We start from the raw sequence: 19,203 nt of genomic DNA, 5'->3' as shown, positions 1-19,203 counted from the left end.
GGAGACGCGGGAGCCGGGGGCTTCCGCTCAGAAGGGGCGACAGAGCATGGCGGCAACGCGGCACAGGTCCACTGCCCGCCGCTTCGTGAGATCCGCCTGTCGCTTCATGGGGCCGATCGTAGGGACGTCCGGGCGGACATGTCACCGGCGTGTCACATGACGAGACGCGATCGTCCGAATGGTGGGAAAGAAAAAGCGCCCGGAGGGTCGGCGGACCGCCCCGGACGCTCGCGCGCGTCCGCGAATCTACGGTACGGACGTGACCGTCTCGCCAGTCGGACAGCGAGGTCCGCCGGACTCCGTCGCCTACCCGGCGAGCCGGACGTCCGAACCCTTCACGGTGATCTCCACGCCGTCCGGCGCGGCCTGCACCTTGTCCAGCTTGATGCCGCCGGGCAGCTGGTCGATGGCCTGCTGGAAGTCGGTGATCTCGCGGATGCGGTTCTCGGCTATCGCGGCGGCGCCCAGCTGGGGCAGCGAGTCCGCGTGCACCTCGACCTTGTTGTTCACCACGCTCACCGAGCTGAGCACGGACACGGTCTGCTGGAGCCCGAGCGAGGAGACCGTCCCCTCCACCTTGACCTTGATCTTCCCGTTGCCGCCGTCGGAGAGGCCCACGACCCGGGCGGTGACTCCGGGGGCGACCTCGGTCGGCTCGGACTTGGCGGTCTTCAGCAGCTCGGCGTAGGAGACCGTCGCGGTGCCGGTCGCGGTGTCGGCGGTGGCGGAGCTGTAGTCGCCGGAGAACGCGACGCCCTTCATGTCGGCCTTGAGGTCGTCGATCCGGATGGTCTTGCCGGGCTTGCCGGTGGCCGCCTCGTAGTCCTTGATCTTCACCTCGACGTCGTCCAGGGAACCGCCCGCGACCTGGGTGAGGAACGGGAAGCCCTTGATGTCCACGTCCGGGGTCGAGGCCAGGTTCTCGGTCGACTTCAGCTTGTCCGCGGCCTCGCCCTCGGCGAAGTGCACGGCGACCCGGTCCACGACCACGAAGAGTCCGCCCAGGATCACGACGATGATCAGCAGTATTCGCAGGGCGCGCATGTGGTGGTTCCCCCGGTCGGCGACGGTTCGGTGGCTGCGGTGCTCGGATGCGGCGGTGTTCGGAAATCGGTGGTTCTACGCCACGGTAACCCTGCCGTGCCCCGGCGAACGGGGATTGTGGATCAGTTGTGACAGGGCGCACCGGACCTACCCTGTACCTATGTACGCCCGGCGACGGCACGCCTACTTCGCCATGATGGGGCTCTGCATCGGGCTCTTCGTCCTGGCCTGGGGAGTCGTACGCCTGTGGTCGGTCCCGGCGGCCGTCGGCATGTGCGTCGTCGCCATGGTCATCCCGCCGGTCGCCGCGATGATCGCCAACCGCCGGGGTCCGGAGGACCGCTGGTGGGACGACCCCTCCGGGGACCCGCAGTCGGACGAGTGGTGGGACGAACTGGACGGCAAGAAACGCCCGCGGCCGTAACCGGACGGGCCGTCGGCCGCGACGGGGGGATCACCGGCCGGCGCGGCTCAGTAGACGAGCGCCTGCGTCCCGTCCGCCAGGGACTCCTGCACGAACACCTGCGCGCCCGCGATCCGTACGCCCTCGATGACGTCCTTCTCCGTGATCTCCCGGCGCGCGGCGCACTGCGTGCACAGCGTGATCCGGCCGCCGGCCAGGATCGACTCCAGCAGGTCCGGCAGCGGGGCGGCGTGCGGCAGCTCGAACTCGGCCGCGCGTCCCGGGAGCGCGAACCAGGAGGACTCCCCGGTCAGCCACAGCGAGACCTCGACCCCGCTGGCCACGGCCACCGCGGCCACCGTGAACGCCTGCGAGCACCGCTCGGGGGCGTCCGCCCCGGCCGTCACCTTGATCACGAGCTTTTTCGCCATGCCCGAATCGTAATCCGCTTGCCCACAAGTACATGCACATGTCATGAGTCTCCTGTGAAGGCGCGGACGACGGATCCGCGCTTCCTATTCCCTGGGGGGGACCCGTGGAAGTGCCCGACAGAACCGATCCGGCGCCGGCGGACGCCGGCGGCACGGACGCGCGGCCGGTGCGGCGGCGGGGCCTCACGCCCCGGCTTCTCACCGGTGCCGCCGCGCTCGGCCTGGTCGCCGGGATCTGCACCGGCTATCTCGTCCAGGCCGGCCGCGAGCCCACCGCACTGCCCCCGCTGTCGCAGCCGAGGCTCGCCCAGGCCGAGGGCGAGGCACCGCAGCCCCTGTCCGCGGCGCGGGACCGCAAGGTCAAGGTCGACGGCGACCTGCGCGCACTCCTGCTGAGGAAGCCGAGCGGTGCGGGCGGGTCCCGGCCGGGGGACGGCACGGACGGCTGGATGGACCTGACCGAACTGGCCGAGACGTACAACGACCCGGCGGGCGGCTACGGCTGGCTGCTCAGCAAGGAGTTCCGCCGCGCCGCCGTCACCCGCTGGCGCGAGGGCACCCGCTCGGTCGAGATCCGGCTGATCCAGTTCCGGCAGCAGGAGGTTCTCGGCGCCCACGACGCGGCCGAGAGCGACTACTACTGGGCGCAGAACGCCGGCGACACCGACAGCTGGGCGATTCCCGGCACGGGCGACGGCATGGCGTACGCGCACCACAAGCCCCGCACCAAGTACGGCGTGCGGTGGTACGAGGCCGAGGCGCACGCGTGGCGCGGCGACGTCGAGATGCAGATCTGGGTGGACGACACCGCGCCGGTGCCGAAGAGGGCGATCCTGGACCTGGCCGAGCGGCAGATGGAGCGGCTGTGACGACCGAAAGCACCGAGCACCCGCGACAGCCCGGGGAACCCGCGCAGACCCCGGAGGCCCCGGAGGTCCTCGCCCCCGGCCCCGTACCGGCCGGTCCCGACGCCGGCGGACCCCGGCGCCGTGTCGCCCGCGTGGCAGGTGGCGCCGCACTGGCACTCGCCGTGGTCGCGGGTGTGAGCTGCACCGCGGTCGCCGTGCACGGGGCCGACCGCGCCCCGGGCGCCGTCACCTGGCGCCTGCCCAGGGCTTCCGCGGGCAGCCCGGCCAAGGCCGGGGGCCCCGGGCTGAGCGCCATGCTGCTGCCCTACGGGCACCGCTACGCGCACGGCCCGGACCTGAACGAGTTCGGCTCCGACACCGAGCTGACCGGCCGGCAGGCCACCGCGCTGCGCAAGCGGTCGCTGGCGCGCCTGCCCCGGTCCCAGCGGCAGGTGCTGGAGCGCGAGATCGACCGGCACCCGGTCAAGGGCATGGCCCTGCGCAGCTACCTCAGCACCGGGCAGGTGCCCGGTTCCGAGGAGGCCGCCTCCTCCGGTCGGGTGTTCACGCTGCAGATCATGCTGACGCGGATGGCGGACCGGCGGACCGTGCGTTCCGCGGCCACCTACCAGCGGCAGTTCTTCGAGGCCATGAAGGTCCTCCGCAGGGGTCCGGCCGTCGAGGGCCACGAGAACGCCGCGTGCTTCCTGCCGCCGGCCGTGCCGGGCGTGAAGCTCGACATGATGCTGTGCTCCGGGTACGTCGGAGACGTCCTGGTCACCGCCAACGCGACCGCGGCCAAGCCACTGGACGAGCGGGGGGTGGCGGAGATGGTCGCCGCCCAGCTCGACCGCATCGAGGACCCGGGGAAGGCCGTATGACCGAGCAGACACAGGACCAGGCACAGGACCGGGCAGAGGACCGGGCAGAGGCAGAGGCAGAGGCAGAGGCGCAGCCACAGGCGCCGGCTCCGCAGGCCCCGCCGCCCGTCGTGCCGCCGTCGCCGGCCGTCCCGCCGCCGGCCGCCGTGCCGCCGTCGCCGCCCGCCGGCCCGGCCAGGGACCCAAGGACGCTGCGGACGGCGTTGCGCTGGACCGCCGCCGTGGCCGTCCTGGCCCTGGTCGGAGCCGGGACCGCGTACGGGATCACCCGGGTGGACCGGACGGACCTGCCCGGACTCGCCACGGCCTCCGACGGGCGCTGGGTGTACCCGGAGCTGGTCAGGCCGCCGCTTCCGGCAGGCAGCCCGGGACCGCTGGCGGCCGGGAACAAGACAGGCGCGCACTACGCCGATCCGCGTGCCCTGCTGCTGCCCGCTCCCCAGGGGGCCACGGTGGAGCCGCCACGACGCGGCACGGACGGATGGCTGCCGACGAAGGACTTCCTCGCCGGGTTCTCGGGGGAGGACAACCGCCGGGAGCTGGGCCAGAAGCTGACCGACTACGGCCTGCGGCACATCGCGGCACGGGGGTGGACCACCCCGGACGGCACCCGCACCAGGATCCAGCTGCTGCGGTTCGACACCGCCGTCGTCTCCGAAGGCCTGATGGTCGGCAACCTCGTCGGCAGCCAGGCCCCCACGTACCCCGTGCGCGGTGCCGAGTACTACGAACTGGACGAGACCTTCCCGTCGAAGGCCCGTGTGGACGGCGTGACGCTCTACCCGTACGCGGAGACCAGGCCCTACGGCGCCGAACAGGTCCGGCAGGCGTACCTCGTGGCCGGGGACACCGTCGCCGTCATCACCCAGTCCCGCAAGGGCGGGGTACGGGCCGTTCCGTTCCGGCAGACCGTGACCCTGCAGACCGAGCTGCTCAGCTGAGCGCCCCTCGCACGGAGCGTCCGGGCCCGGCCGCGTAAGCTGGGCAGCGGCTCTGTCGTTCGCTCACCCCCGCTCAAGGAGCACCCGTGGAGATCTTCTTCGAAACCCTGCTGGTCCTGGTCTGCGTCGGCGTGCTCGCCTTCGCCGGTCTGACCGTGAAGAAGCTGTACCAGGGCCAGCGCTGACCCACCCTCTAGGAAAGCTTCCGCTCATGATCGAGATCCCGTCCGACCTGCACAAGGACCTCGTCCCGCTCGCCTTCCTGCTCGGCAACTGGGCCGGTGCGGGCGTGCACGACTTCCCCGGCTCGCAGAAGTGCAACTTCGGGCAGGAAGTCAGCTTCACCCACGACGGCCGGGACTTCCTGGAGTACCACTCGTACACCTGGGTGCTGGACGAGAACGGCAACAAGGTCCGCCCGCTGGAGTCGGAGCACGGCTTCTGGCGGATCGACGCCGACCGCAAGGTCGAGGTGACGATGACCCGCGACGACGGTGTCATCGAGATCTGGTACGGCGAGATGGCCGACAAGAAGCCGCAGATCGACCTGGTGACGGACGCCGTCGCCCGCACCGCCGGCTCGGGCCCCTACAGCGGCGGCAAGCGGCTGTACGGCTACGTCAAGAGTGACCTGATGTGGGTCGGCGAGAAGCAGACCCCCGAGGTCGCGCTGCGCCCCTACATGTCGGCGCAGCTGAAGAAGGTCGTCACCCCGGAGGACGTCGAGCGCTGGGCGAAGGCCCTCCCGGACGACCTGCCGGACGACGGCATCGCCTTCTTCAAGTGAGCCACCCCTGCCCGTAGCTCTAGACTCGTCGGTGTGGTGAGCACCGACTGGAAGAGCGACCTCAGGCAGCGCGGCTACCGACTGACGCCGCAGCGGCAACTTGTCCTCGAAGCCGTGGACACCCTTGAGCACGCGACCCCCGACGACATCCTCGTGGAAGTGAGGAAGACGGCGTCGGGGGTCAACATTTCCACCGTCTACCGGACGCTGGAGCTGCTGGAGGATCTGGGCCTGGTCAGCCACGCCCACCTCGGGCACGGTGCCCCGACCTACCACCTGGCCGACCGCCACCACCACCTCCACCTGGTGTGCCGGGACTGCGAGAACGTGATCGAGGCGGACGTCGAGGTGGCCGCGGAGTTCACGGCGAAGCTGCGGCGGCAGTTCGGCTTCGACACCGACATGAAGCACTTCGCGATCTTCGGCCGGTGCGAGGACTGCGCGCTGAAGAGTTCAACTACCACGTCGTAGGCTGACGGTATGAAGAGCCCCCTGCTGTCCCTGCCCGGCGCCGTTCCCGCCGAGGGCGTGGACGAAGGTGTCGCCGCCCACTACGGCGACCTGTTCCGCGAGCAGCGCGCCCTCGCCGGCGGCACCGGTTTCGTCGACCTGTCCCACCGCGGTGTCATCACCGTCAGCGGCGACGACCGGCTGAGCTGGCTGCACCTGCTGCTCACCCAGCACGTCAGCGACCTGCCCGTCGGCGAGGCCACCGAAGCCCTGATCCTCTCCGCGCACGGGCACATCGAGCACGCGCTGTACCTGGTGGACGACGGTACGACCGTCTGGGCGCACGTGGAGCCCGGCACCCAGGACGCGCTGATCGCGTACCTGGAGTCGATGAGGTTCTTCTACCGGGTCGAGGTCGCCGACCGCACCGCTGACATCGCCGTGGTCCACCTGCCCGCCGGTTCCATCGCCGACGTCCCGGACGGGGTCGTCGTACGCGAGACGGCGTACGGCCGTGACCTGTTCCTGCCGCGCGCCGACCTGGAGTCCTTCGCGGCGGCCCACGGCCCCGCCGCCGGCCTCCTCGCCCACGAGGCGCTGCGCGTCGAGCACCACCGCCCCCGCCTCGGCTTCGAGACCGACCACCGCACCATCCCGCACGAGCTGGGCTGGATCGGCACCGCCGTCCACCTCCAGAAGGGCTGCTACCGCGGCCAGGAGACGGTCGCCCGCGTCCAGAACCTCGGCAAGCCGCCGCGCCGCCTGGTCTTCCTCCACCTCGACGGCAGCGAGGTCCACCTCCCGGCCCCCGGCACCGAGATCCGCCTCGCCGACGAGGGCCCGGAGGGCCGCAGGATCGGTTTCATCACGACCTCGGTCCGCCATCACGAGCTGGGCCCGGTGGCCCTGGCCCTGGTGAAGCGGAACGTCCCGGTCGACGCACGGCTGCTGGCCGGGGAGACGGCGGCGGCCCAGGAGACCGTGGTCGAGCCGTAGCCGGAGCGGTAGCCGCAGCCGCAGCCGCAGCCGTGGGCGGGCACCCGGGGCCGTGCGGCTGCGGCTAGATCTCCAGCAGCACCGTGAACGGGCCGTCGTTCGTCAGCGACACCCTCATCTGCGCGCCGAAGCGGCCCGTCGCCACCGTGGCGCCCAGGGCACGCAGCCGGGCCACCACCTCGTCCACCAGGGGCTCGGCGACCTCGCCGGGAGCCGCCGCGTTCCAGGTGGGGCGGCGGCCCTTGCGGGCGTCGCCGTAGAGGGTGAACTGGCTGATCACGAGGAGCGGGGCGGCGATGTCGCTGCACGACTTCTCGTCCTGGAGCATGCGGAGCGTCCAGAGCTTGCGGGCCAGCTGGGCGGCCTTCTCCTCGGTGTCCTCGTGGGTGACCCCGACCAGGACGCACAGGCCCTCGCCCTCGATCTCGCCCACCGTCTCGCCGTCCACGACGACGCTCGCGCCGTCCACCCTCTGCACCACCGCACGCATGCGGACCATCATGCCCGGTACCCCGCACCGGCCCGCACGGGGCCCAATATGGATCTGTTAGCGCCTATCTAGGGCCGTTCGGGGGCACTCGGTCACATAGGGGCCGGTTGGGGTGGCACGATGCTTCCCACACGCCGGTCGAGGGGACGGTCACAGGCAGATGAGCACACCGAGTACCAGCGGGCGGCTGGGGACACAGGGGACGTACCGCCCGCCCGCGCAGCGCGCCGACGCCGTCGCGGAACCGGCACCGCCCGCAGAGCTACCCGAGCCCGAACTGGCCCGGCTGAGCCTGCCCGAGCTGCGCGCGCTGCGCCGCGACGCCCAGCGGGACGAGGCGGACCTCAGCTATGTGCGGCGGCTGCTCCAGGGGCGGATCGACATCCTGCGCGCGGAGCTGGGCCGGCGCGGGCGGGCGTCGGTTCCGGCGCCGGCCGACGGGTCCGTGGTGGACCGGCTCCCGGAGATCCTGAAGGACGCTCCGGCCCGGCAGCGTTCCTCGGCCCGCCATGTCACGCTCGGCACGCCGCACAACGAGGAGTACCGGCGGCTGGCCGCCGAGATGCTCGCCGAGGTCGAGCTGTCCGACCTGACCGCGCGGACCGACCTGGAACTGAGCGCCGCCATGGGGCGGTTGGTCCGGTACGAGCAGGAGGTCTCGCGGTGCCGCCAGCGGTTGCAGCGTACGGCCGACGACTGCAGCGGGGAGATCGCGCGCCGGTACCGGGTGGGCGAGGCACAGGTGGACGACCTGCTGATGTGACCGGCGGCGGGGGAGGACGAGAGGGCGCCGCCTCGGGGAGGCCGGCGCCCTGTTCATCCGTAGCGGGCTGTTCAGTTGTGGCTGTGCGATGTCGGTATTCAGATGTCGCTGTTCAGTTGTGACTGTGCGCTCCGGTGGCCGCCCCCTGCCCGGGCTCCCGCTCCCCTCCGGAAGGGAACCCGGTCGGCCAACCACTGGGAAGCTCGACCATGTCCCACAAGTTGGCTGCCAACTTCACTGTACTTATCTCCGTCGGGAAGCGGCCTATAACCAGCTGCCCGAGAACTGCCGTAAGTTGGCGCGAAGTTGTACGGTTTGTTCGTGGACCCGGAGCACGTCTCCGCCAGTGGGCGGACGAAGCCCCAGCGGCACCGTTCGTCCCACCGCGAGATCGCCGACGAACTGCGCAGCCGGATCAGGTCCGGCGTGCTGCGGCCGGGTGACCGCATGCCCACACAGGCCAAGCTGGCCGACGAGTTCGGTGTCGAACGCGGTGCCGTGCGGCAGGCCTTGCGCATCCTTCAGTCGGAGCACCTCCTCACCGACGTTTCCAAGGGCAGTCCCGCCACGGTGGCGGGCGTACCGGGGCCCGCGCGTCCCCCGGCCGGTCCGGCCGTGCCCCCGCAGCCCACCATGGTGGGCCTCGCCCCCCGCGTCGCCGCCGCGTTCGCCGCCCCGCACGTGCGCATCGACGCGCTCTGCCTGACCTCGGTCTCGCTCACGCTGGCGGTCGGCGAGCCGCTGCGACAGATCCATGCGGGGCGGCTGAAACCGGCCAAGATCGACGTACGGCTGCTGCTGCCCAGCCGGGACATCGACCTCGCCTTCCCGACGCCGGTGGACGCCGACGACGGCGGCCTGCTGCACCGGCGCTGGCTGTCCCAGCGCAACGCCCAGGGCCTGGTGCTGCGGCAGAACCTGCTGGCGCTGTGCACCACGCACGGCGTCGACGTACGGGTCTCCTTCCGGGCCCTGCCGTTCACCCCTCCGGTGAAGCTGTACCTGCTCAACGGCTCCGAGGCGCTGTTCGCGTACTACACGCTGGGCCGCCGGGAGCGGGAGATCGGGCAGCGGCACGTGGAGACGTACGACGCGGACGGCACCCGGTCGATGCTGTTCGCCTTCGAGGGGCGGGCCGGGCGGCGGGACGCGTCCTTCGTGGAACAGTCGCGGCTGTGGTTCGACGCGCTGTGGGAGACGATCAGCTCGGACCTGGTGCTGACGTCGTAGCGCGGGGTGCCGGCGGCACGGTGCGGGGTGCTTCGGCCCGCCGGCCCGTCCGAGTTGGCAACCAACTTTCCGACAACTGCCCCCGGATGGCTCAGGGTTGTAGCGTTTGGCCGTGACCCAGGAGAACGTGGCAGTGAACGGCAGCGGACGGCTCACGCCCCGGCAGATCGCCGACGCCCTGCGCGACCGCATCCGCACCGGCGTCCTCCGCGTGGGCGCGCGCCTGCCCACGCAGGCCGAGCTGGCCGAGGAGTTCGGCGTGGAGCGCGGTGCCGTACGCCAGGCACTGCGCGTGCTCCAGGAGGACGGCCTGCTCAGCGACGTCAGCAAGGGCAGCCCGCCCCGGGTCGCCGCGCCGGCCCCCGCGCGCGAGGAACCGCAGCCCACCATGGTGGCCCTCGCGCCCCGGCTGACCGAGGCGTTCTCCGTGCCGCACGTCCGCATCGACGCCGTCTGCCTGACCGCCCAGAGCCTGATCCCCGCCCTCGGCGAGCCGCTGCGCCTGATCCACGACGGCCGGCTCAGACCCGGGCGGATCGACGTCCGCGTCCTGCTGCCGTCCCGGGACATCGACCTCGCCTTCCCCGTCCCGGTGGACTCCGGCAGCGCCGACGACACCGTCCACCAGCGCTGGCTGGCGATGCGCAACGCCCAGGGGCAGGTGCTCCAGTACAACCTCCAGGCCCTGCGCGGCACCCACGACATCGACGTCCACGTCACCTTCCGGGCCCTGCCGTTCACCCCTCCGGCCAAGCTGTACCTGCTCAACGGCGTGGAGGCGCTGTTCGCGTACTACATGGTGGAGCGCCGTGAGGAGCCCACGGAGAGCGGAACGCTGGAGATGTACGACACCCTCGGCTCCGAATCGCTGCTCTTCTCCTTCGAGAAGCGGGCGGGGCAGCGGGACGCGGCGTTCGTGGAGCAGTCGCAGATGTGGTTCGACGCCCTCTGGGAAACCATCACGACGGACCTGACACTCTCCTAGTGACTTCTGATGCGACTTCTGATGCGCCTTCTGTTGCGAGTGAGAACGAGAAGCTTCGGGAACTGATCACATCGGCCCGGGTCGTGCTGTGGGACTTCGACGGGCCGATCTGCCGGCTCTTCGCCCGGCACCGCGCCGAGCGGGTGGCCGCCGACCTGGTCGACTGGCTGGAACGGCAGGGCCTGCGCGGGCTGCTCAGCGAGACCGAACGGGAGACGCTGGACCCCCAGGTGGTGCTGCGGGCCGTGGGCCGCCGGCGGCCGGGCAGCGACCTCGTCGCCGGCCTGGAGGAGCGGCTCACCCAGGAGGAGGAGCGGGCCGCCGCCTCCGCGCTGCCCACCGCCTACGCCGACCCGCTCATCCGCACCTGGTCGGCCGTCGGCGCCCGCCTCGCCGTCACCACCAACAACTCGCCCCGCGCCGCCCGCGCCTACCTCGACTCCCGGGGCCTGACCGGCTGCTTCGCCCCCCACCTGTACGGCCGTACCGAGCACCTGCACCACCTCAAGCCGCACCCGCACTGCCTCAACCGGGCGCTGAACGCGATGGGCGCCGCCCCCGGCGCCGCCCTGATGATCGGCGACTCCCTCGCGGACCTGGCGGCGGCCCGCGGCGCCGGGGTGCCCTTCCTGGGCTACGCGAGCGACGCGAGCAAGGAGAAACACCTGCGGGCGGCGGGCGCGGGGCACGTCGTGCAGTCGCTGGAACCGCTGTTGCGGCTGCTTCGGAGGGGGCGTCCGGTCGGCTAGCATTCGGCTCGTCCGAGTCACCACTCGGGGCGCGTGCCCATGTCCGTGACGCATGCGTGTGCCCGTGCGCGGGGAACGGCGACGAGCCGGTTCCCGGCCGCCCGCCGGCACGGACGAGTGGCGGACCACCCGCGCGGCTGCTCGACTGCCCCTTCGACCCCTCCTTCCCGCACGCCCTTCGCCCCCTCTCGCACCCCTTTCGCACCTTTTTCGCACGATCGACCCCGGAGCGGCCAGTGGGCGCACCGCCTGTTCCCCGTGCCGCCCGGACGGACGCCGTCCTCCGGGAGTTCGTGGCCCGCGCCGTCAGGGAGGGCCGGGCGAGCGGCGGCTTCCACCACCACAACCACGTCGTGCCGTTGACCGGGCCGGCGGCCGGGCTGCTGCGCCGGGAGCCGGGCACCCTGGTGACCGTGCGGGTGCCGCGTCCGGACGCGGTGCCGGTGGTGATCCGGACCTGGGCCGGCGAGCCGGAGATCCTGCGGGCGGTGCGCGGGGTGCTCCCACGGGTGCCCGAGTGCCTGGCCGCCGGGCCCGGCTTCGCCGTCCACAGCTTTGTGGACGGCACCGTGCTCGCCGACGTCCGCGGTCCCGGCAAACCGGTCGACGGTCAGCTGCTGACGGAGCTGGCGGAGCTGCTCGCCGCCGTCGTCCAGGTCCGCGGCGGCGCCCTGCCGCCCCTCCCGGCCCACTGGCCCCGCAACCACACCGACTCCCAGGGCTTCCTGCGCACCCTCGCCCACCTCGCCGACCAGCAGATCCGCCGGCCCCACCGGCAGCGGTACGGCGGCCTGTTCACGGCCCTCGGCGTGCCCGAGGACGCCCTGGCGCGGTTCGCGGACCGGGTCCCGGCGATGACCCGGCGGCCGTACGGGCTGCTCCACGGCGACCTGCACCGCGGCAACCTGGTGCTGCCGTCCGGCGGCGGGCCACCGCACTGCGTGGACTGGGAACTGGCCTCCTACGGCGACCCGTTGCACGACCTCGCCGTCCACCTGGTGCGCATGCGCTACCCCGAGCACCAGCGGCGCGAGGTCGTCGACGCCTGGGCCGGGGCCGTCCACCGGGTACGGCCCGCCGCCACCGCCGGACTCTCCCGGGACCTGCGGCACTACCTCGACTTCGAGCACGCCCAGTCCCTGTACGCCGACGTGATCCGGGCCGCGCGCTCGCTGGAGCGGTCCTTCGGCCGGGAGCGGCTGGCGCGGGCGACGGCCGCCGTCCGGGACGCCCTCGGGGCCGCCGCCCGCCCGCTGCGGCTCGGCCGGGTGCCCGAGCCGGACGAGATCGAGCGGATCCTGTTCCGGCGCGGGGCGTCGGGCGCTCCGGGCCGGCGGATCATCGGCTGGACCCCGGACCGGCGCGTCCCCGAGCACCCCGACTTCCCCCGCTCCGCGGTCGCCGACGCGCTGTTCCTGGAGGGCGCCGCCCCGGCCGGCCGGGTGTTCAAGGGAGCCGCGCACCTGAACACGGTGCTCCGGGTGCCCGGCACGCCGTTCCCGGTCGTCGTCCGCCGCGAGACGGCCGTCGTGCTGCGGCGCGAGACCGGCTTCCTCAGCGAGCACGCCGTCCTGCGGGCGATCGAGCGGTCCGGCGCACCGGTGGCCGCGCCCCGGGTGCTGGCGCTGGGGGAGAGCCACGCGAGGGACCCCGGTCTGCCGTACCGCGGGGACCGCTTCGCCGTCCACACCTACGAGGGCGCCGCCGACCTCGGCCGCCGCCCCGAGCACCCGGTGCACGGCCTGCGGCCGCACGAGGCGGACTGCCTGGTCGACCAGCTGGCCGCGCTGACCGGGGTCGACCACGCCCCGCTCGACCCGCTCGGCGGACCGCCCCGCTTCTACGACTGGCTCAGCGACCAGCTCGTGGCCCTGGTCGCCGCCCTGCCCAGGGCGTCCCGGCGGCTGGCCCGCCTGCTCGGGCTGCCCGACGCCCCCCGGCTGCGCGAGATCCTCGCCCGGCACCGGGTCACCCACCGCGCCCCCGCCCTGCTGCACGGCGACCTCAACCCCTGGAACCTGGTGCGCCGCGACGACGGTCCGCCGCTCACCCTGATCGACTGGGAGATGGCGCTGGTCGGCGACCCGCTGTACGACCTGGTCCGGCACATGCACCTCACCCCGACCCGCCCGGAGATCCGGGACCGCATGTTCCGCCGCTGGGAGACCCGGCTGGCGCCCCGCTTCACCCGGGGCTGGCAGCGGGACTGGCGGGTGTACCGCTGGACCGAGATCGTCCGCTCCGCCTACGTCGACCTCGACCGCCTGGTCACCGGGGCCGCCCTGGACGCGCCGAACGTGCGGCGCGCGGTGGAGTCGTACGCCATGACACTGGCCGCGGCCACCGCCTCCCTGGGCCTGTCGTCCCGGCGGCGCGGCGGTCCGGAGCCGGCCTGGCCGCCGGTGCCGGACGGTGCTGCGTAGGCTCCCCCCATGGGCGAGATGGGTCTGCGTGAGCGCAAGAAGCGGCGGATGTACCAGGAGGTGTCGGACACCGCCGTACGGCTGTTCCTGGAGCGGGGCTTCGACGCGGTGTCCGTGGCGGAGGTCGCCGCCGCGGCCGGGATCTCCAAGCCGACCCTCTTCCGGTACTTCCCGGCCAAGGAGGACCTGGTCCTGCACCGGATCGCGGACCACGAGACGGAGGCCGCGCGGATCGTCGCGGGGGCGGCCGACCCGGTGGACGCGCTGCGCCGGAACTTCCTGGCCGGCCTGGAGCGGCGCGACCCGGTCACCGGACTGAACGACCACCCCGGCGTGCTCGCCTTCCACCGCCTGCTCTACGGCACCCCGTCCCTGGTGGCGCGGGCGTACGCGCATCAGGAGCGGTCCGAGGAGGCGCTGGCCGAGGCGCTCGGGGGCGGTCTGGAGGCGCGGCTGGCCGCCGGGCAGATCATCGCGGTCCGGCGGATCCTCGCCCTGGAGAACTGGCGGCGGATCGCGGCCGGGGAGCCGGTCGAGGAGGTGGCGCGGGACGCGGTGGGGGCGGCCGAGCGGGCGTTCCGGCGGCTGGCGGAGGGGCTGCCGGACCTGAGGCCCGCCGGACCGGGCGCGGCCCCCGACGGGATCCGCCCCCTTGAGTGAAACTCGGTTAAAAACTTAACTCGGTTACATTTCTGTCGTAGGCTCGGCGGCATGACGTCATCCGAGTCCGCCCTGACCGGCATCCTGCACACCGAGCGCGCCTACCACGACACCTGCCGTACGGCCCTCGCCGCGATGGTCGCGGGCGCCGCCGAACAGGTCGTCGTCGGCGAGGACGTCTCCGCCTCCGGAGCCGACGCCGAGGTGCTCGGCTACCACCTGCGCAGCCGGGCCAAGGCCATGCGCGAACTGCCGCCCGGCCCGCTGTTCTTCGGCCGCCTCGACTTCGCCGACGGCGACCCCGCACACGGCGGGCAGAGCTACCACGTCGGCCGGGTGCGGATCACCGAGGACCCGGCCGCCCCACCGCTCGTCGTCGACTGGCGGGCCCCCGTCTCCCGCGCCTTCTACCAGGCCGACACCCGCGACCCGCAGGGCGTGGCGGTCCGCCGCCGGTTCGGCTGGGCGCCGGGCAGTCGGGGCGACTCCGCCGACCTCACCGGTCTGGAGGACGAGCACCTCGGCCGGGGCGAGAGCCGGACCAGCGACATCGTGGCCCGCGAGATCGAGCGGCCCCGCGTCGGACCCATGCGGGACATCGTCGCCACCATCCAGCCCGAGCAGGACGACCTCGTCCGCGCCGCCCTCACCGACTCCGTGTGCGTGCAGGGCGCTCCCGGCACCGGCAAGACCGCCGTCGGCCTGCACCGCGCCGCCTACCTGCTCTACACCCACCCCAAGCGGCTCCAGCGCGCCGGCCTGCTGATCCTCGGCCCCAACCGCACCTTCCTCTCCTACATCGCCGAGGTGCTGCCCTCCCTCGGCGAGACCGCCCGTCGCGGAGCGACCGGTGGGGGCTACCGCCAGTCCACCCTGCTGGACGAGATCGCCCGCCACCCCGTCACCGGCACCGACCCCCTGCGGGCGGCGACGGTCAAGCACGACCCGCGCATGGCCGAGGTGCTGCGCCGGGCGCTGTACGCGCGCGTGAGCACCGCGGGCGTCGGTGACCTCGCCGTACCCGACGGGTCGTACCGCTGGCGGGTGCGCGCCGCCGAACTCGCGGACCTCGTGGCCGAGGTGCGCGCCGAGGAGCCGCCGTACGCCGTCGGACGGGAGCGCGTGCGCACCCGGGTGGTACGGCGGCTGCGCGACCAGGCCGAGCGGCGCTCCGGGGTGCTGCCCGCCTCCTGGGTCCGCCGCGTCGAGCGCTGCCGCCCGCTGACCGCACAGCTCGACGCGGTGTGGCCGAAGGTGCGCCCCGAGGAGGTCCTCGCCGAACTCCTCACCGACGCCGAGGCGCTGGCCCGCGCGGCCGACGGCCTGCTGGACCCCGACGAGCAGACGGCACTGCTCTGGCCCCGCCCGCCGCGCTCGTACAAGTCGGCCCGCTGGTCGGCCGCCGACCTGGTCCTGCTGGACGAGCTCGCCGGACTCGTCGCACACCCCGAGGGCTACGGCCACCTCATCGTGGACGAGGCGCAGGACCTCTCGCCGATGGAGTGCCGGGCCATCGCCCGCAGGGCCGCGTTCGGCTCGCTGACGGTCCTCGGCGACCTCGCCCAGGGCACCACCCCGTGGGCCGCCCGCGACTGGTCCGTGCAACTGCGCCACCTCGGCCGGCCGGACGCGGCCGTGGTGCCGCTGACCACCGGGTTCCGGGTACCGGCGGCCGTGCTGGAGACGGCCAACCGGCTGCTCGCCCGCCTCGACGTCGCGGTACCCGCCGCCACCTCCCTGCGCACGGACGGCGAGCTGACCCTCCGGCCCACCGACGACCTGCTCGCCACCACCGTGACCGCCGCGCGCGAGGCCCTCGCCCGGGAGGGATCGGTCGGGGTGATCGCGGCCGACGCGGACACCGACCGGGTACGCGAGGCGCTCGACCGGGCGGGCCTGGACCCGGCCGGCCCCGACACGCTCGGCGCCCGCCTCGCCGTCGTCCCCGCCAGTGTGGTCAAGGGCCTGGAGTACGACCACGTCGTCGCCGTGGAACCGGCCGCCGTCGCCGAGGCGGAGCAGCGGGGCGCGCACCGGCTCTACGTGGTGCTGACCCGGGCGGTGTCCCGGCTGGACGTCGTCCACAGCCGGCCGCTGCCGTTCTGACCGGGAGGCGAGCCCCTGGACGGCTGGTGCGCCAGGGGCGAACCTGAGGGTGATGCTGCTCTTCCTCGACGTGGACGGTCCGCTCATCCCCTTCGGGGCGGCGGACCGCGCCTACCCGCTGTACGACGGCCCGCCGGTGCCCGCCGCCGACCACCCGCTGCTGGCCCGCGTCGACCCGGCGCTGGGCCTCCGGCTGACGGAGCTGGGCTGCGAGCTGGTGTGGGCCACGACCTGGATGGACGACGCCAACGACTGCCTCGCGCCGTGGCTGGGGCTGCCGCCGCTGCCGGTCGTGCGGTGGCCCGACGCGGACGAACGGCCGGGCCTGCTGCACTGGAAGACCCGCCCGCTGGCCGACTGGGCGGAGGGCCGGCCCTTCGTCTGGGTGGACGACGAGATCACCGAGGCCGACCGCGCCTGGATCGCCGTCCACCACCCGGCCCCGGCCCTCCTGCACCGCGTCGACCACCGGTACGGCCTGACGGCGGCCGACTTCACGGCGCTGGCGGAGTGGCTGGCCGCCGTCACCGCGGACGTCACGCGCCGACGTACTCCGCGAGGTGCTCACCCGTGATGGTGGAGCGGGCCGCGACCAGGTCGGCGGGGGTGCCCTCGAAGACGATCCGGCCGCCGTCGTGGCCGGCGCCGGGGCCGAGGTCGATGATCCAGTCGGCGTGGGCCATGACCGCCTGGTGGTGCTCGACGACGATCACCGACTTGCCCGCGTCGACCAGCCGGTCGAGCAGGCCCAGCAGCTGCTCGACATCGGCGAGGTGCAGACCGGTGGTCGGCTCGTCCAGGACGTAGACCCCGCCCTTCTCCGCCATGTGCGTGGCCAGCTTCAGCCGCTGCCGCTCACCGCCGGACAGCGTGGTGAGCGGCTGGCCGAGGGTGAGGTAGCCGAGGCCCACGTCGGCCATGTTCCGCAGGATCCGGTGGGCGGCCGGGGTGCGGGCCTCCCCCTCGCCGAAGAACTCCTCGGCCTCCGTCACCGGCATCGCCAGCACCTCGCTGATGTCCCGGCCCCCGAGGCGGTACTCCAGCACCGAGGAGTCGAACCGCCGGCCCTCGCACTCCTCGCAGGTGGTGGCCACCCCGGCCATCATCGCCAGGTCGGTGTAGACGACCCCGGCGCCGTTGCAGGCCGGGCAGGCGCCCTCGGAGTTGGCGGAGAACAGCGCCGGCTTCACGCCGTTGGCCTTGGCGAACGCCTTGCGGACGGGCTCCAGCAGACCGGTGTACGTCGCCGGGTTGCTGCGCCGCGAGCCGCGGATCGGCGCCTGGTCGACGGAGACCACCCCCGCGCGGGCCGGAACCGACCCGTGCACGAGCGAGCTCTTCCCGGAGCCGGCGACACCGGTGACGACGACGAGCACGCCGAGCGGGATGTCGACGTCCACGTTCCGCAGGTTGTGGGCGGTGGCACCGCGGATCTCCAGCGCCCCGGCCGGCTTCCGCACCGTCTTCTTCAGCGCCGCCCGGTCGTCCAGGTGCCGCCCGGTGAGCGTGCCGCTCGCCCGCAGCCCCTCGACGGTGCCCTCGAAGCAGACGGCACCGCCCGCCGTGCCGGCGCCCGGACCGAGGTCCACCACGTGGTCGGCGATCGCGATGACCTCCGGCTTGTGCTCCACCACGAGCACCGTGTTGCCCTTGTCCCGCAGCCGCAGCAGCAGGTCGTTCATCCGCCGGATGTCGTGCGGGTGCAGCCCGGCGGTCGGCTCGTCGAAGACGTACGTGACGTCGGTCAGCGAGGAGCCGAGGTGGCGGATCATCTTCGTCCGCTGTGCCTCGCCGCCCGACAGCGTCCCCGCGGGCCGGTCGAGGGAGAGGTAGCCGAGGCCGATCTCCACGAACGAGTCCAGCGTCCCGCCCAGCGCGGTCAGCAGCGGCGCCACCGACGGCTCGTCCAGTGCGCGCACCCACCGGGCGAGGTCGCTGATCTGCATCGCGCAGGCGTCGGCGATGCTGATCCCCTTGATCTTCGAGGACCGGGCCGCCTCGCTGAGCCGGGTGCCGTCGCAGTCCGGACAGGTCGTGAAGGTGACCGCCCGGTCCACGAACTCCCGGATGTGCGGCTGCATCGCCTCGCGGTCCTTGGCGAGCATGGACTTCTGGATCCGCGGGAGGAGCCCCTCGTACGTCATGTTGATGCCCGCGATCTTCATGCGGGTCGGCTCGCGGTGGAGGAAGTCGTCCAGCTGCCGCCGGGTGAACGTGCGGATCGGCTTGTCCGGGTCGAAGAGGCCGGACTCGGTGTAGAGGCGGTGGTTCCAGCCGCCGGGCTTGTAGCCGGGGATGCTCAGCGCGCCCTCGCTGAGCGACTTGTCCTCGTCGTAGAGCTGGGACAGGTCGATGTCGGTGACCGTGCCGCGGCCCTCGCAGCGTGGGCACATGCCGCCGGTGACGCTGAACTCGCGGCGCTCCTTCACCGTCTTCCCGCCGCGCTCCACGGTGACCGCGCCGGCCCCGCTGATCGAGGCGACGTTGAAGGAGAACGCCTTGGGCGAGCCGATGTGCGGGGTGCCGAGCCGGCTGAACAGGATCCGCAGCATCGCGTGGGCGTCGGTGGCGGTGCCGACCGTGGAGCGCGGGTCGGCGCCCATCCGCTGCTGGTCCACGATGATCGCGGTGGTCAGCCCGTCGAGCACGTCCACGTCGGGCCGCGCCAGCGCGGGCATGAAGCCCTGGACGAACGCGCTGTACGTCTCGTTGATCAGCCGCTGCGACTCCGCGGCGATCGTGTCGAACACCAGCGAACTCTTGCCCGAGCCGGAGACACCCGTGAACACCGTCAGCCGGCGCTTGGGGATCTCGACGCTGACGTCCTTGAGGTTGTTCTCCCGTGCCCCGTGCACACGGATCAGGTCATGAGTGTCGGCGGCATGCTGTACGAGGGCGTCGTCCATGCCCGCCACCGTAGCGGCGGCCGTCCCCCGACGGCTTCTCCATTCCTGACCCTCGTCGTCCCGCCTCATCCTCGTTCCTCGTCGTCCCTCGTCGTCTCGGAACCCGGGAC

At 73.0% G+C, this 19,203-nt stretch carries 20 protein-coding genes; 15 read left to right on the top strand and 5 right to left on the bottom strand.

Translation table 11 applies throughout. From position 1 onward, the window contains the following. Positions 1 to 27: 27 nt before the first annotated feature. Together ACZ7N4_RS29775 and ACZ7N4_RS29770 are read right to left on the bottom strand one after the other, a co-directional pair. Positions 28 to 108 carry an Ms5788A family Cys-rich leader peptide gene (locus ACZ7N4_RS29775; protein WP_350751515.1) on the bottom strand — a complete coding sequence of 27 codons (81 nt, stop codon included), beginning with the start codon at positions 106 to 108 and terminating at the stop codon, positions 28 to 30. A gap of 198 nt (positions 109 to 306) precedes the next feature. After that, positions 307 to 1,044 (bottom strand): LmeA family phospholipid-binding protein, encoded by a 738-nt coding sequence (locus tag ACZ7N4_RS29770; protein WP_471363974.1) that lies wholly within the window; start codon positions 1,042 to 1,044, stop codon positions 307 to 309. Positions 1,045 to 1,204: 160 nt separating this feature from the next. Here ACZ7N4_RS29770 and ACZ7N4_RS29765 point away from each other — a divergent pair, with 160 nt between their 5' ends. After that, entirely contained in the window at positions 1,205 to 1,468 is a 264-nt protein-coding gene (locus ACZ7N4_RS29765; protein ID WP_471363971.1) for a DUF3099 domain-containing protein, read from the top strand. 47 nt (positions 1,469 to 1,515) lie between these two features. On the opposite strand, the gene ACZ7N4_RS29760 is transcribed toward ACZ7N4_RS29765, so the two are convergent. Continuing rightward, positions 1,516 to 1,878 carry a DsrE family protein gene (locus ACZ7N4_RS29760; protein WP_471363969.1) on the bottom strand — a complete coding sequence of 121 codons (363 nt, stop codon included), beginning with the start codon at positions 1,876 to 1,878 and terminating at the stop codon, positions 1,516 to 1,518. 110 nt (positions 1,879 to 1,988) lie between these two features. Between ACZ7N4_RS29760 and ACZ7N4_RS29755 the strand changes: the two genes are divergently transcribed. The 6 genes from ACZ7N4_RS29755 to ygfZ all read left to right on the top strand — a co-directional run bounded on the left by ACZ7N4_RS29755 (position 1,989) and on the right by ygfZ (position 6,781). Then, positions 1,989 to 2,747, top strand: coding sequence for a hypothetical protein (locus tag ACZ7N4_RS29755; protein ID WP_471363965.1), 759 nt, complete (start codon positions 1,989 to 1,991; stop codon positions 2,745 to 2,747). After that, on the top strand, positions 2,744 to 3,607 hold the full coding sequence (locus tag ACZ7N4_RS29750) for a hypothetical protein (protein WP_471363961.1): 864 nt from the start codon (positions 2,744 to 2,746) through the stop codon (positions 3,605 to 3,607). Before ACZ7N4_RS29755 ends, ACZ7N4_RS29750 begins: the two co-directional genes overlap by 4 nt. Further along, positions 3,604 to 4,548: a hypothetical protein gene (locus ACZ7N4_RS29745; protein WP_471363958.1), complete on the top strand. Its 945-nt coding sequence runs from the start codon at positions 3,604 to 3,606 to the stop codon at positions 4,546 to 4,548. The genes ACZ7N4_RS29750 and ACZ7N4_RS29745 overlap by 4 nt, the downstream gene beginning before the upstream one ends. A gap of 211 nt (positions 4,549 to 4,759) precedes the next feature. Further along, on the top strand, positions 4,760 to 5,335 hold the full coding sequence (locus ACZ7N4_RS29740; RefSeq protein WP_471363955.1) for a heme-binding beta-barrel domain-containing protein: 576 nt from the start codon (positions 4,760 to 4,762) through the stop codon (positions 5,333 to 5,335). 33 nt (positions 5,336 to 5,368) lie between these two features. Then, positions 5,369 to 5,806: a Fur family transcriptional regulator gene (locus ACZ7N4_RS29735; protein WP_471363952.1), complete on the top strand. Its 438-nt coding sequence runs from the start codon at positions 5,369 to 5,371 to the stop codon at positions 5,804 to 5,806. Between the two features lie 9 nt (positions 5,807 to 5,815). Continuing rightward, entirely contained in the window at positions 5,816 to 6,781 is a 966-nt protein-coding gene (ygfZ, locus tag ACZ7N4_RS29730) for a CAF17-like 4Fe-4S cluster assembly/insertion protein YgfZ (RefSeq protein WP_471363949.1), read from the top strand. A 64-nt stretch (positions 6,782 to 6,845) separates the two neighbouring features. On the opposite strand, the gene dtd is transcribed toward ygfZ, so the two are convergent. Further along, positions 6,846 to 7,271 carry a D-aminoacyl-tRNA deacylase gene (gene dtd / locus ACZ7N4_RS29725; RefSeq protein ID WP_471363946.1) on the bottom strand — a complete coding sequence of 142 codons (426 nt, stop codon included), beginning with the start codon at positions 7,269 to 7,271 and terminating at the stop codon, positions 6,846 to 6,848. A 160-nt stretch (positions 7,272 to 7,431) separates the two neighbouring features. Here dtd and ACZ7N4_RS29720 point away from each other — a divergent pair, with 160 nt between their 5' ends. The 8 genes from ACZ7N4_RS29720 to ACZ7N4_RS29685 all read left to right on the top strand — a co-directional run bounded on the left by ACZ7N4_RS29720 (position 7,432) and on the right by ACZ7N4_RS29685 (position 16,761). Next, complete coding sequence (locus ACZ7N4_RS29720; RefSeq protein WP_471363943.1) at positions 7,432 to 8,034, top strand: RsiG family protein; 603 nt, start codon at positions 7,432 to 7,434, stop codon at positions 8,032 to 8,034. A 315-nt stretch (positions 8,035 to 8,349) separates the two neighbouring features. Next, on the top strand, positions 8,350 to 9,264 hold the full coding sequence (locus ACZ7N4_RS29715) for a winged helix-turn-helix domain-containing protein (RefSeq protein WP_471364142.1): 915 nt from the start codon (positions 8,350 to 8,352) through the stop codon (positions 9,262 to 9,264). Positions 9,265 to 9,370: 106 nt separating this feature from the next. Further along, a complete protein-coding gene (locus tag ACZ7N4_RS29710; protein WP_471363940.1) occupies positions 9,371 to 10,249 on the top strand; it encodes a winged helix-turn-helix domain-containing protein in 879 nt (292 codons plus the stop codon). Positions 10,250 to 10,332: 83 nt separating this feature from the next. Continuing rightward, entirely contained in the window at positions 10,333 to 10,998 is a 666-nt protein-coding gene (locus ACZ7N4_RS29705; protein WP_471363937.1) for an HAD family hydrolase, read from the top strand. A 236-nt stretch (positions 10,999 to 11,234) separates the two neighbouring features. Next, positions 11,235 to 13,421, top strand: coding sequence for a phosphotransferase (locus tag ACZ7N4_RS29700; RefSeq protein ID WP_471363934.1), 2,187 nt, complete (start codon positions 11,235 to 11,237; stop codon positions 13,419 to 13,421). 9 nt (positions 13,422 to 13,430) lie between these two features. Continuing rightward, on the top strand, positions 13,431 to 14,081 hold the full coding sequence (locus ACZ7N4_RS29695) for a TetR family transcriptional regulator (protein WP_471363932.1): 651 nt from the start codon (positions 13,431 to 13,433) through the stop codon (positions 14,079 to 14,081). Positions 14,082 to 14,132: 51 nt separating this feature from the next. Further along, on the top strand, positions 14,133 to 16,187 hold the full coding sequence (locus tag ACZ7N4_RS29690; protein WP_471363929.1) for a HelD family protein: 2,055 nt from the start codon (positions 14,133 to 14,135) through the stop codon (positions 16,185 to 16,187). Between the two features lie 52 nt (positions 16,188 to 16,239). Continuing rightward, positions 16,240 to 16,761: an HAD domain-containing protein gene (locus ACZ7N4_RS29685; protein WP_471363926.1), complete on the top strand. Its 522-nt coding sequence runs from the start codon at positions 16,240 to 16,242 to the stop codon at positions 16,759 to 16,761. Here ACZ7N4_RS29685 and ACZ7N4_RS29680 read toward each other — a convergent pair. After that, positions 16,724 to 19,093 (bottom strand): ATP-binding cassette domain-containing protein, encoded by a 2,370-nt coding sequence (locus ACZ7N4_RS29680; RefSeq protein WP_471363923.1) that lies wholly within the window; start codon positions 19,091 to 19,093, stop codon positions 16,724 to 16,726. The genes ACZ7N4_RS29685 and ACZ7N4_RS29680 overlap by 38 nt on opposite strands. Positions 19,094 to 19,203: the final 110 nt, after the last annotated feature.

The sequence above is a fragment of the Streptomyces sp. NPDC107654 genome, assembly GCF_055639035.1.
The sequence above is the reverse complement of the archived record's forward strand: the minus strand, read 5'-3'. Positions and strand labels throughout refer to the sequence as shown.